Raw genomic sequence first — 13030 nt, 5'->3', positions numbered from 1 at the left:
GCGGCCGTCTGCTCGGGGGCGGGGGCCGCGGCGGACGCGGCCGGGGCGGGCGCGCGGGGAGGTTCCCTGCGGCTGCGGGCGGGACGCTCGGCGGCCGGCTCGGCGGCCGGAGCCGCAGGCGCCTCCTTGACCGCGGCGGGAGCGGCGGCGCCCTCGGCGGTCACTCCCTGCTTCTCCTGGATGGCCGCGATCAGCTGGCTCTTGCGCATCCGCCCGGTCCCGCTGATGCCGAGGCCCGCCGCCATGGCCTGAAGCTCGGGCAGCACCATGGCGGACAGGCCGGTGCCGGAGCGACGACGCGGCGACTTCGCCGCGGCGCGGGTGGGGGTGTCGCCGGCCGCGGGCTGTGCGCCGTTAGCGTCGGAGAGGAGTTCGGTGGTGTCGCTCACTAATGGGTCCTTCCCAGGGGTCGGGCGTGGCCACGATCGGCCAATCGTCCCGGTGGTGCGATCGATCCGGTGGGACAGACCGGGTCAGGTTGCACGTTGTGGTCCTGTCGCGATCCTGTTGCGATCTTGTTGCGATCCCCGACGGCCCCGGAGGGCCGTCGCCACTGTCGGAGAAGGGGACATCCGCGCCTTCACCATCGAGACCCGCCGACGGTGGGGCGCGGAGGACACCCCCCGGATTGCTACCGGCAACCAGATGTCGAGGTGGTTCGAACGCGCATGTCTCCTGAAACGCCGCCTCTCCTTGCCCCGCTCGAATGTGGACCATTCGGAGGCGGCGGATTCGGGGAAGCCACTGCGGCTGTCACGCCTCGTGGAACAAGGCGTGAGGCAACGATGTGTGGCTGACAAGCACGCACCCAGCACGGGGGCATCTGGTGCGGCTATCAGCCTAACATCACCAGCGCACACAGCTATTCCCTGAAGGCCGAAGAGGCGTCAACGTGTCTCGGGAGAAACGACGCACGCACCGCGGGTTTCGACATCCAGTGGCCGGATGTGCCAGTCATTACCCACTTCTGGTGCGATCAAATCCTGCGTTTTCACTGTCGAGAACGCAAGGACCGTGGGACCCGCGCCCGAGACGACCGCAGGGACCCCGCGGGCGCGCAGCCGCCGCACCAGCTCCGCCGTCCCCGGCATCGCGGGCGCGCGGTAGTCCTGGTGGAGGAGGTCCTGCGTGCCCGCCAGCAGCAACTCCCGCTCCGGCCGCCCGGTCAGCGCCGCGACCAGCAGCGCGGCCCGGCCCGCGTTCGCAGCCGCGTCCGCGTGCGGCACGCTCGCGGGCAGCAGCCCCCGGGCGACCTCCGTGGACAGGCGGGAGGAGGGGACGATCACCACGGGGCGGACGTCGGCGTGCGGGACGAGTTTCGCCATGCGCGGAATCCCGTCCGGCTCCGTCCACGAGACCGTCAGCCCTCCGGCCAGGCAGGGCGCCACGTTGTCGGGGTGCCCCTCGATCTCGGTCGCCAGGGCGAAGACGTCGTCGTCGGTGAACTCCGGCGGCCCCTCCCCGGCCCTCTTCCCGGCCTCCGGCCCGGCCGCGGCGGCGGCGTACGGCGCGGCCGCCAGCGCGCGGGCCGCGAGGATCCCGGCGCAGACCGCCGCCGAGGACGAGCCGAGGCCGCGCGCGTGCGGGATCCGGTTGACGCAGCGCAGCCGGATGCCGCGGGGGCGCGGCAGCCCCATCCGGTCGAAGGTCTTCCTCATCGTCGCGACGATGAGGTGGCCGTCGCCGAGGTCCACCTCGCCCGCGCCCTCGCCCTCCACCGCCACGTCCACGGCCGCGCCGTCCGGGCCGGGATCGTAGAGGGCGGCCTCGACCTCGTCGTACAGGGCCAGGGCCAGTCCCAGCGTGTCGAACCCGGGGCCGAGGTTGGCCGAGGTCGCCGGGACCCGGACGACCACCGTGCTGTCGGTCATGCCTTCCTTCGCAGGAGAGAGGGAGGGGTCAGGCGAGCTCGAGGGCGCTCGCCGCCGCGTGGGCGTCGATCGGGATCGTGATCGGGGCCGGCGCGCCGGAGATGGCCCAGTCGGGGTCCTTCAGGCCGTTGCCGGTGACCGTGCAGACGATCCGCTGCCCGGGCTCGACGAGGCCCTGCTCGTGGGCCTGGAGCAGACCGGCCACGCTGGCGGCGGAGGCGAGCTCGACGAACACGCCCTCCTCCTGCGCCAGGAGCTTGTAGGCGGCGGCGATCTGGCGGTCCGTGACGGCCTGGATGACGCCGCCGGACTCGTCGCGGGCGGCCTCGGCGAGCTTCCAGGACGCGGGGTTGCCGATGCGGATCGCGGTGGCGATCGTGTGCGGGTGGGTCACCGGGGCGCCGCCCACGATCGGCGCGGCGCCGCTCGCCTGGAAGCCGAACATCCGGGGCGTCCTCGTGGCGGCGCCGTCGGCGGCGTACTCGGTGTAGCCCATCCAGTAGGCGGAGATGTTGCCGGCGTTGCCGACCGGGATGCAGTGGATGTCGGGGGCGTCCCCGAGGGCGTCCACGATCTCGAACGCGGCGGTCTTCTGGCCCTGCAGCCGGAACGGGTTGACCGAGTTGACCAGAGCGATCGGGTAGCTGTCGGACAGCTTCCTGGTCATCTCCAGGCAGTCGTCGAAGGAGCCCTCGACCTGGAGCAGCCGGGCGCCGTGGACCAGCGCCTGGGCCAGCTTGCCCATCGCGATCTTGCCGCGGGGCACGAGCACCGCGCAGGTCAGGCCCGCGCGCACGGCGTAGGCGGCGGCGGAGGCGCTGGTGTTGCCGGTGGAGGCGCAGATGACGGCCTTCGCGCCCTCCTCGACGGCCTTGCTGATGGCCATGGTCATGCCGCGGTCCTTGAAGCTGCCCGTGGGGTTCAGCCCCTCGACCTTCAGGTGGACCTCGCAGCCGGTCAGCGCCGAGACCCGGTGCGCCGGCACGAGCGGCGTGCCGCCCTCCAGGAGGGTGACGACGGGCGTCTTCTCCGTGACCGGGAGACGGTCACGGTATTCCTCGATGAGACCACGCCACGCCCTGGCCATGATTGCTCCTCCCGCGCGCGGTCCCGCCGCGCGCGTGCTACCTGCGGTGTTGGGGCCGAGTCTACGGCCAACGGCCCGGGCCGGGGGATTCGGCGTCCACCAAATGGACAGGACACGGACGATCCGCCACCGATCAACAGGAAACCTGGAGGAAGGGCGGGTAGGGTCGGACAGGACTTGACAGGAGGCACCCCCGACGATCTGACAAGGAGATCGACTTCCATGACGGGCGGAGCGGCGATCGGCCTGCCCCCGATCCGGCACAACGACTACTCGCCCCTGCGGCCCCCCGCGCTCGGCGGCTGGGAGCCCTCCCTGCCGGTGAGCGTGGTCATCCCCGCGCACGGCGGCCAGCACCGGCTCGACCTGGTCCTGGCGGCCCTGGCCGCGCAGACGTATCCCGACCGGCTCCTGGAGGTCATCGTCGTCGACGACGGCAGCGATCCCCCGCTGCGCCTGCCGGAGATCGCCCCGCCGGACACCCGGATCGTCACCGCGGACCCCGGCGGGTGGGGCACCTCGCACGCGGTCAACACCGGCGCGGCCGTGGCCGGCGGCGCCGTCCTGCACCGGCTGGACTCCGACATGGTCGTCTGCCGCGAGCACGTCGAGGCGCTGGCCCGCTGGCACCACCTGTCCGACCACGTGGTCACGATCGGCGCGAAGAAGTTCGTCGAGGAGCCCGCGGTGGAGCCGGCCCGCCTCCACGAGGCGGTGCGCGCCGGCGCGCTGGGGGACGTCTTCGACCTGTCCTCGGCGCTGCCCAGCTCCACCGAGGAGACCATCGCCCGCCTGGACGGCCTGCGGGCCAGCAGGAACCCCTACCACGTGTGCACGGGCCCGACGGTGGCGCTGCGCCGGGAGGTCTTCCACGCCGTGGGCGGGCTCGACCCCGCCGTGCCGCGGGGGGAGGACACCGAGTTCGCCTACCGGCTCGCCCAGCACGGCGTGGTGTTCGTCCCGGACATGGAGGCCCGGGCGGTGCATCTCGGGCTCCCGGCGCAGCGTCTCGACCGGGACCGGGCGGTCCGCCTGGTGGCCCCGTACCTGGCCCACCGCGTCCCGCTCCGCCGCGATCTGCGCAAGGACCGGGGGCGGCGCTGGCTGGTGCCGTACGTCGAGGTGGTGCTCCACGTGGACGGCGCGGGCCAGGAGCAGGTGCGCGAGGCGGTGGGCGCGGCGCTGTCCGGTTCGGTCGGCGACGTGGTGGTCACGCTGGTCGCGCCGTGGCCGGACCCGGCCGCCGGGCGCCGGCCCGCACCCGGTGATCCGGCGTTCGAGCTGCGGCTGATGCGCGAGCACTTCTCCCACGACGACCGGGTGCGGCTGGCCGACCGCGTCTCCCCCACCCCTGCGCCGATCCCGTTCCGCTACACGGGCCCGGTCTCGGTCCCGCCGGCTCCCCGGACCCTGGAGCGGATGATCGAGGCGCTCCAGCGCGACCGCCTGGGGATGCTCGTCGTCGATCTGGCCGACGGCGGCACGGCCGTCCTGCAGCGGACCGAGGCGCTGGGCAGGGCCCGGCTGCTCGGCGCCTGCGGGGTGACCGCCGTGACCGCCTCGATCGAGGCGACCCACGGGGTACGGCGGGCGGACCGGGCGGAGTTCTGGCCAGCCGCCCGGCCGGACACCGCGCGGCAGGACACCGCGCGGCAGGACGCCGCGGGGGCGGGCACGCCGCAGGGCACCGCACGGCCGGGGGGCGCACGGCCGGACAGGGGCAGGCCCGCGGCGAAGAGCCCGGAGCCGGACCGGCCCGGGCCGAGGGCGCCGGGCAGGCCCGGCCACGGCAAGGCCGAGCCGGAGCGGCGCGCCCCCGCCGACCCCGCCCTCCGCGGCCCGCGCAGCCCACGCACGCTGCTCTCCCGGCTGCGCGCCGTGCTCGGGGAGGGGTGACGCGCCCCGGCGGCCGTGCCGGGACCGGCCCGGTCACCGCCGCCGGGTGATCGCCCGCTTCACCGACACGAGCAGGCCGTACTGCACGACCTTCCGGGAGGCCGCCAGCTCCTTGCGGACGGCGGCCAGTTCCCTGCGCAGGGAGCCGAGCTCGCGCCGGAGCTCCACCGTGCTCCTGCGCCAGCGGGCGGCCTCCTCGCGCCACTCGGCGGCCTTCCCGCGGAGCCGCTCCGCCTGGCGTGCCTGCCGCTCGGCCTCGGTCCTGGCCCGGTATGCGCTGCGGCGGCCGGCCGGGGGCCGGGCCTCCCGGGCGAACCCGCAGGTCTCACCGTCCGTCCAGAACGTCCCGAAGGTCTCCTCCACCGCGTCGTCGAGGTCCTCCCCCTCCGCGCGGACGACCGCCGCGCGGGCGAACGCGGCGGCGCGCTCCAACCGGGCGGTGACGAGCGCGGACCCCTCGCCCTCCGCGAGCAGCACCGCGACCAGGCCGTACTCCCCCTCCTCCGCCAGGTCGACCAGGCGGGCCAGGGCGTCCTCCTCCGGCACCCAGCCGGCGGGCAGCCGGAGCCGGTACGGCACCGGTCCCCACGCGGCGGGCGCCGTCCGCACCCGGGGCTCGTGGGCGTAGTGGCCGCGGATCAGCACCAGGTCCAGGTCGGGGTTGGCCAGCGGAGCCCGCCCCTCGTCCCGGACGCGTTCCCAGGGGCCCTCGATCGTCACCGCGACGTCGGGGACGGTGCCCGCGAGCACGGCGTCCACCGTGGCGCGGACCTCGTCGTAGGACGGCGCCCCCCCGGTCCTCACGGCCCCGCCGGCCCCCGCCCCGGCATCCGGCGGCTCGACGACGACCTCGACGTAGGGGACCTTCCACTGCCGGGCCGGATGGGAGCGGAGCCAGCGGTAGGTGGGGATGCGGTCGGCGATGAACGCGTGGCTGACCCGGTCGATCGGGGCCTTGTCCCGCATCCGCATGGTCGGCCCCAGGTGGAAGGCGCGGGCCCGCGGCTCTGGGACGAAGACCGCGCCCGCCTGGGCCAGCCGGTAGCCCATCTCGGTGTCCTGGCCGAGGATGAGGTCGGTGTCCATCGGCCCCGCCCGCTCCAGCAGCGCGGCGCTGACCGAGGTCGCACCTCCCACGTGCAGGCTGAAGGCGCGGCCCGGCCGGTCGGTGAGGCCGTCGGTGGACTCGATCAGGTCCACCAGCCAGCCGTGCGGCTCTGCGGGCTCGAAGAAGGCGGCCAGGTCGTCGGCGGCGGCCACCTCCTCCGGTGCGGGCGGCGCGGCCGGGCTGAAGCGGATGTAGCCGGTCACCGACAGGTAGGGCGCCGCGTGGTGCCAGCGCATGTGGGCCTCGACCGCGCGGCGGTCCAGGACCACGTCGGAGTCCAGCCAGTGGATCACGTCGCCGGTCGCCTCGCGGAGCCCGGCGTTGCGCGCGTGCGCCCGGCCCGGCACCGGGCAGACGACCAGCCGGGTGTTCTCCGGCCGGAGCCCGGGCAGGCGCAGCGGCGGCTCGCTGCCGTTGTCCACCACGATGACCTCGGTGAGAGCGGCCGGGTAGGTCTGGACCGCCAGCCCGGCGAGCACCAGGTCGAGCTTGTCCTGGCCGCCGTAGGCGGGGATGACGACGCTGACCCGCAGCGTGGGCGTCCAGGCCCCGATCTCCGGCACGGCGAGGGCGCGGTAGTCGTTGCCCCTGATCCGCGGGACCGCGCCGGCCGCCCGCGGGGCCTGCCGCCGGGCCTGCGGGCTCGGGGCCCGCTCCCTCCCGGCTCCCGGCGCCGCGGCGCGGGGAGCCGGCCGGGGGGCCGCGGCGCCGTCGTCCTGCCGCGGCGTCATGGCGCCAGGATCCGGCTGGGGCGGAAGCCGCGCCACTGGTTGGAGGCGACCCGCAGGAAGTGGGCGAGCGGGAGTCTCCAGGTGTGGTCGGCGCTCGCCCGGCGGCGCAGCATGTAGCCCAGGCCGTGGGTCCGGTAGACGCGCGCCCCGGCGGCGTGGACGGCCTTCAGGAAGCCCGCGTCCACCCCGCTGGGCAGGGCGGGGAAGCCCGGGGTCTCGCGGAAGCGGTCGCGCTCCAGCAGGATCGTGCCGCCCGCGACGTGCTCGGACCAGACCTCGCTGGTGTAGTCGGTGCGCCGGATCGTCACGTTCAGCGGCTCCAGGTAGAAGAACTCGGCGGCGGTCCCGACGACGTCCGCCCCGGAGTAGGCCCGGGCGAGCAGGAGGTCGGCGAGGTGGTCGGGGCCGTACCAGTCGTCGTCGTCCCACTTGGTCACGTACTGTCCGCCCGCCGCGGCGGCGGCGAGATTGAGCACCCGGCCGAACGGCGTGGCGGCGTCGGCCTCGACGACCGTGACGGGGAGCGGGCAGGCCGCGACCGCCCGCCGTACCTCGTCGTGGGAGGCGGGGACGCCGTGCAGGCCCAGCAGGACCTCGGCCCGCACCCCGCGCTGCCGGGCGACCTGGCCGAGGGCGGAGCCCAGCAGGTGCGGGCGCATGCTGGCCAGCACGACGCTGACCGAGGGCTCCCGGCCCGGCGCCGGGACCCCCCTGCGGGCGAATCCGTGGCGGCGCAGCCGCACGCTGTGCTCCTCCCGGCGCAGGGCCGCCGTGCAGTGCGGCGTGCCCTTGGGGGTCTCGGCGAGCCAGCCGCCGTCGGTGAGGAGCGCGGCGAAGGCGGGGTCGGCGCCGGCCGCCCAGGCGGGGACCTCCTCCGCGTGGAGCGGGACCCCCGCGGCGGCGAGGTCGAGCAGCGGGGCCGTGACCGCGGCGGGGGCGGATCCCGCGGCGGGGTCCGGCCAGTGCACGCGCAGGCCGCGCAGGGTGTGCGGGTCCTCGTCCGGGACCGTCCACCGGCCGTGCTCCCAGCGCACGTCGGCGATCTCTCCCGGGGGGTTCCGCACGAAGCCCGCGGGGGTCGGGCCGGTCTCGCGCGCGCCGAGATCGGTGACAGCTGTCATGGGGGATCCTGACTCGTTCGGAGTTGCACCGGTCCATCGCTGTACGTCCGCCAATCCTAGTCAGGAGGCGGCCGTCGCTCCCGGATCCCTCCCGCCGTCCGCGCGGGTCCCGCACGCGCCCCGGCCGGGCGCGGACCGGCGCCGCGCGGGATCCGGCGGCCGGCTCGCGGCGGCGGCGGACCCCTTTAGTCGCAAAAAACCATGTAGGTGGCTATCTTCGCTTAAAATCGCATTAATCCCTCGGACGACAGCTGCCTCCGGCGGTGCGCCCCCTTCCGGGTGCGCCCCTTCCGCCGACCGCAGTCGTGAAAGGCCGTTCATGCGTTCTATGACGCCGCGCCGTCTCGCCGTGCTGGCCGCGGCCGCGGGGGCCGCCGGGGCCCTGGCACTGCTCGCGCTGGTCCTGCTGGGCGCCGTGGACGCCGTGGCCGCCGTCCAGATCCTCTTCTCCTGCGCGACGCTCGGCGTGCTCGGCGTGACCGTGCTGTCCGTACGGCGCGCCGACGGCAAGGTGCTGCGGCTGGACCGCAAGGTCGCGGCCATGCGGGAGCGGCTGGACCCGGTTCCCGCGCGGCTCGACGAGCTCAAGAAGGTCCGGGCCGACCTCGCCCGGCTGACCGCGGCGCTCGACCGCCTGGACAAGACGGTGCGCGAGGCGGAGCGCCGCGGCTCCGCCGACGCCGCCGACATCCTCACCGCGCTCGGCGAGGACCGGATCGAGGCGATGAGCCGCAGCTCGGCCCATGCCGACCTGCTCCTGGAGATCGGCGCCGAACTCCGCGAGCGCGTCGTCCCGGAGATCTACCGCCTCTCCGCAGACCTCGGCACCGGCACCGGTCTCGGCACCGGCCCGGAGCCCGGCGTGGGCTCCGGCCCGGACGCCGGCCCGCAGTCCGCCCTGGCGTCCGCTCCGGAGTCCGGTGGCGCCCGCGAGGCCCGCCGTGGGTGACCTCACGGGTGTCCGCCCGGCGGAGCGGCTGCTGGAGGCGCTCCTGGCGGACCCCGGCGAGCTGCTCCTGTGCACCACCGGGTTCGACGACGACCTCGGCGGCCTGGGCCGCCGGATCGCCCGCCGCCCGGACACCGCGGTCACCGACCTCGACGCCGCCCCGACCGGCGCGGTCCTGCGCGAGACCCCCGTCGGCCGGGTGGCCGTGCTCGCCCGCACGGTCACCGACCTGCGCCGGGCCGTCACCCTGAACGCGCTGCTGCCGGACTCCGAGCGCATCACCGTCGCGGTGGCCGAGACGGCCCCGCTCCGGCACGTCCCGCTCGCCGCCGTCTCCCCGCACGGCGACTGGCGCGCCGTGCGGGAGTGGCGGGTCGAGCGGGCCGGGGACCGCTCCTGGACGGTGGAGGCCCGCTTCACCGCCCCGGTGCGGGCCGGGCAGGTCCTGGTCGCCGCGGCGCGCGCCTTCACCTCCGGCCGCCCCGACACCATGCCCCAGCCGGTCGCCGCCCTGGCGGGGGCCGGGGCCGCGCACTGGCGCCCCGCCGACCCCAACGCCACCCTGGCGGACGCCGAGGGGCCGGTACCCTCCCGGCCCGCCGCGCCGGGCTGCGACCTCGCGCTGCGGACCGCCGGCCCCGCGACGGGGAAGTGGTCCGACCCGGACGTCCCGCTCATCGAACGGCCCGAGCCCGCGTCGGTCACCTGGGCGCGCCTCGGCCGCCCGGGCGGCGCCCGGCTGGGCGCGGACCTCGACCTGGCGGATCCGTCGGCGGTCCCGCCGGTGGACGAACGCTCGGTGAACCCCGTGGGCTTCGCCGCGGTGCCGCAGCTCGGGACCGCCCGCCTCACGCAGCGCGAGGGCCGCTGGCACGTCGTGCTCGACGGCACCGCCCTGGTGTCCTTCGCCGCCTCCGGCTGCGTCACCGACGCCGACGTCGCCCGGCTCCGCCCGCTGCGCGGCGTCGCCGTGGAGTGGCGGCCCGCCCACACCGGCCCGGTCGCCGCCGCCCGCGTCATCGCGGGCCTGGCCGCCGCCGGGATCCCGCTGTCCGGCCTGGACGTCCCCGCCTGGGCGGCCCCGCTGCTCGGCGAGCGCCTCACCGCGCTGGTGCGGGACACCGGCCCCGAGGACCTGGCCGACGACTTCCGGCGGCAGGAGCACAGCATCGCCCTGCGCCGCTGCGCGCTGCGGACGCACGGCAGCCGCGCCCGCTGGGCGGAGTTCGCCGCCCGGGCCGGCCTCCCGGTGCCCGGCCCGCCCAAGGTCTCGGTGCTGCTGGCCACCCGGCGGCCCGACATGGTGGGATTCGCCCTGTCACAGGTCGCCCGCCAGCGCGGCGTCGACCTCGAACTGGTCCTGGCCCTGCACGGCGTCCCCGCGGACCTGCCCGACGTCGCCCGCGCCGTCGCGGGCTTCCCGCACCCGGTGACCGTGTACGAGGCCGACCCCGGCCTGCCGTTCGGCACGGTGCTCAACGAGGCCGCGGCCCGCGCCTCAGGGACGTTCCTCAGCAAGATGGACGACGACGACTGGTACGGCCCCGAGCACCTGGCCGACCTGCACCTCGCCCACCTCTACACCGGGGCCGACCTCACCGGCGCCCCCGCCGAGATCGTCTACCTGGAGCAGATCGACACGACGGTGCAGCGCCGGTGGACCACCGAGACCTGGCAGGACTTCGTCGCGGGCGGCACCCTCTTCCTGCCCAGGAACGTCTTCGGGGAGGCCGGCGGCTTCCGCCCCCTGGGGCTCACCGAGGACGGCCAGCTGCTGGAGGCCGTACGGCAGGCGGGCGGCAGGATCTACCAGGCCCACGGGCTCGGCTACATCCTGCGCCGGCGGTCCTCCTCCGGGCACACCTGGAAGGCGCCGATCGGCGCCTTCCTCAACCACGGGACCGTCCGGCAGTGGCGGGGCCTGCACGCCGGCCGGCTGATGGAACCGGACGGCCTCCGGTGAGCGCCCGCACGGCGGGCCGGCCGGACCGCGGCGGGCAGCCGCGCATCCGCCACAACGACCACGGCCCGCTCACCCCCGCCGCGCTCGGCTCCTGGACGCCCACCAGGACGGTCAGCGTCGTCGTCCCCGCCTACCGGTGTCAGGAGACCCTCGACCTGACGCTCGCGGCCCTGGCCGCGCAGAGCTACCCCGCGCACCTGACCGAGGTGATCGTGGTGGACGACGGCGGCGGGCCGCCGCTCCGCATCGGGGAGATCGCCCCGGAGCGCACCCGGATCGTCCCCAGCCGTCCCGGCGGCTGGGGACGCGCCTGGGCCTGCCAGACCGGGGCCGACGCGGCCGAGGGCGAGGTGATCCACTGGCTCGACGCCGACATGGTCCCCTTCCGCGAGCACGTGGAGGCCCAGCTCCGCTGGCACCACCTCGCCGACTACCTGGTGGTGCTCGGCTCGCTGCGGTTCACCGACGTGTCCGCGGGACTGCCGTCGGCCGCCGAGGTCCACGACGCGGTCGCGCACGGCCGGGTGGACGAGCTCTTCCCGCCGGAGACCACCGAGCCGCACGGCTGGGTCGAGGAGTTCCTGGCGCGCACGGACGACCTGCGGGCCTCCCCCGTCGACGCCTACAACGTGCACTGCGGCGCCACCGCCTCGGTCCCCGCCGCCCTGCTGCGGGCCGCCGGGGGCATGGACACCTCGCTGGTGCTCGGCGAGGACACCGAGCTCGGCTACCGGCTCGCCCAGCAGGGGGCGGTGTTCGTCCCCGACGCCGAGGCCCGCAGCCGGCATCTCGGGCTGCACACCGTCGGCACCCGCGAGGCCGAGGTCAAGCGGCACAACTGGCCGCTGCTGGCCGAGCGGGTGCCCGAGCTGCGCTGGCTGCGGACCCATCCCAGCCGCCGCAGGCTCGTGCCGTACGTGGACGTGGTGGTGGACGTCGCCGGGGCGCGCTACGAGGACGTCCTGGCGACGGTCGACGGCGTGCTGGCCTCGACGCTGCCGGACGTGGCCGTGACGCTCGTCGGCCCGTGGAGCGCCCTCACCCCCGAGCGCCGCTCCCCGCTCGACGACCCGCTGCTCGACCTGCGGCTGGTCCGCGGCACCTACGAGCACGACGGCAGGATCTCCTTCACGGAGGACCCGGGCGGGGACTCCGCGCCCGCGATGTTCCGCCTGCGCCTGCCGGCCGGCTGGGTGCCGGGCCCGGACGGCCTGCGGCGCCTGACCGCCGACGCGGACGCCGACTGCGCCGGCCTGGTCTCCGTCGTCCTGGAGGGGCACGACGAGCTCGTGTCGGCCCGGCTGGAGCGGACCGCCGCGATGACGCGCGCCCGGCTGCTCGCCGCCGAGGGCGAGGACCTCGACGACGTGGTGCACCAGACGTTCGGCACCCGCTGGACGAGCGGTGACATGTGGGACTTCCTCCCGGCGTCCCTGGCGGAGAAGCCGAGCACCGCCCGGCGCAACGCCGAGGCCGCCCGGCTGCGGAAGGAGACCGAGCGCTGGAAGGCCGAGGCCGCCCGGTGGAAGGCCGAGGCCGCCCGGTGGAAGGCCGAGGCCGCCACGCGCGGGAAGGACGCCGCGGAGTGGAAGGCCGAGGCGACCCGGTGGCGCAGGTCGGCCGTGCAGTGGCGGCGGGAGCTCGCCCAGCTGCGCCGGCTCCGGAACCGCTGGCGGCGCAGGCTCGCCGAGCGCGCGCCGTTCCTGCGCACGGTCAGGAACACGCTGGGCCGCCCCCGGAGCACCGATGATCGCTGAGATCCGCGCCACGATCGAGGAGGTGCTCGCCCCCGGCCGGCTGGAGAGCGCACTCGTGGCCTGCGCCGGATTCCCCGAGCCCGGCGAGGTCGTCGGCGCCCCGGCCGCCGCCCGCCTGGTGGACCTCGACCGGCCCGCGGACCCCGCGCGGGCCGCGTCCGCACCGCGTCCCGGAGCCCCGGGGCGGGCGGAGGCCCGTCCCGGGGTGGTCGAGGGGATCGCCCTGATCCTCAGGACGCCCTCGGACCTGCGCCGGGTCGCGGCGGCCGCGCCCCGGCTGCCCTCGGCCCGGCGGATCGTGGTGCACGTCGTGCAGGCGCCGGAGTGGTGGTCCCCGCCGGTCCCCGCGGACGGCGGGTTCACCGCGCGCGCCCTGGACCTCCTCCGGGTGGCCAGGCACGGCGGGTCCGGCTGGATCGCCGAGCTGCGCTTCACCGCGGCCGTCCCGCCCGACGGCGGGCTCGGCGCGCTGGCGGGGCGTCCCCTCCCCGCCCGGCCCGCGGGGGCCGGGCCGGGCGCGCCCCCGCCGCCCGCGCACCCGGCGGGC

General features: G+C 76.3%; 9 protein-coding genes and 1 pseudogene. 5 read left to right on the top strand and 5 right to left on the bottom strand.

Annotated features, from left to right (window positions below; translation table 11 throughout):
* The 3 genes from ABD823_RS33230 to thrC all read right to left on the bottom strand — a co-directional run.
* Positions 1 to 389: Rho termination factor N-terminal domain-containing protein (locus tag ABD823_RS33230; RefSeq protein WP_344866709.1), on the bottom strand; the 389-nt coding region annotated here is incomplete at its 3' end.
* 498 nt (positions 390 to 887) lie between these two features.
* Complete coding sequence (locus ABD823_RS33225; RefSeq protein WP_344866707.1) at positions 888 to 1871, bottom strand: homoserine kinase; 984 nt, start codon at positions 1869 to 1871, stop codon at positions 888 to 890.
* A gap of 28 nt (positions 1872 to 1899) precedes the next feature.
* Complete coding sequence (thrC, locus tag ABD823_RS33220; protein ID WP_344866705.1) at positions 1900 to 2958, bottom strand: threonine synthase; 1059 nt, start codon at positions 2956 to 2958, stop codon at positions 1900 to 1902.
* 222 nt (positions 2959 to 3180) lie between these two features.
* Between thrC and ABD823_RS33215 the strand changes: the two genes are divergently transcribed.
* Positions 3181 to 4854, top strand: coding sequence for a glycosyltransferase (locus tag ABD823_RS33215; RefSeq protein WP_344866703.1), 1674 nt, complete (start codon positions 3181 to 3183; stop codon positions 4852 to 4854).
* Positions 4855 to 4887: 33 nt separating this feature from the next.
* On the opposite strand, the gene ABD823_RS33210 is transcribed toward ABD823_RS33215, so the two are convergent.
* Entirely contained in the window at positions 4888 to 6693 is a 1806-nt protein-coding gene (locus tag ABD823_RS33210) for a glycosyltransferase family 2 protein (protein ID WP_344866701.1), read from the bottom strand.
* Positions 6690 to 7814: a glycosyltransferase gene (locus ABD823_RS33205; RefSeq protein WP_344866699.1), complete on the bottom strand. Its 1125-nt coding sequence runs from the start codon at positions 7812 to 7814 to the stop codon at positions 6690 to 6692. Before ABD823_RS33205 ends, ABD823_RS33210 begins: the two co-directional genes overlap by 4 nt.
* A 328-nt stretch (positions 7815 to 8142) precedes the next feature.
* Between ABD823_RS33205 and ABD823_RS33200 the strand changes: the two genes are divergently transcribed.
* From ABD823_RS33200 to ABD823_RS33185, 4 genes and pseudogenes are all read left to right on the top strand, one after another.
* Positions 8143 to 8763 (top strand): hypothetical protein, encoded by a 621-nt coding sequence (locus tag ABD823_RS33200; RefSeq protein WP_344866697.1) that lies wholly within the window; start codon positions 8143 to 8145, stop codon positions 8761 to 8763.
* Positions 8756 to 10726 carry a glycosyltransferase gene (locus ABD823_RS33195; protein ID WP_344866695.1) on the top strand — a complete coding sequence of 657 codons (1971 nt, stop codon included), beginning with the start codon at positions 8756 to 8758 and terminating at the stop codon, positions 10724 to 10726. Before ABD823_RS33200 ends, ABD823_RS33195 begins: the two co-directional genes overlap by 8 nt.
* Positions 10723 to 12483: a glycosyltransferase family 2 protein gene (locus ABD823_RS33190; RefSeq protein ID WP_344866693.1), complete on the top strand. Its 1761-nt coding sequence runs from the start codon at positions 10723 to 10725 to the stop codon at positions 12481 to 12483. Before ABD823_RS33195 ends, ABD823_RS33190 begins: the two co-directional genes overlap by 4 nt.
* Positions 12473 to 13030, top strand: a pseudogene (locus tag ABD823_RS33185) (hypothetical protein); the annotation flags it as partial. The gene ABD823_RS33190 and the pseudogene ABD823_RS33185, both read left to right, overlap by 11 nt.

This window comes from Planomonospora alba (genome assembly GCF_039534085.1).
GTDB lineage: Bacteria > Actinomycetota > Actinomycetes > Streptosporangiales > Streptosporangiaceae > Planomonospora_B > Planomonospora_B alba.
Note: the sequence above shows the minus strand (reverse complement) of the source record. Positions and strands in the feature narration are given on the sequence as shown.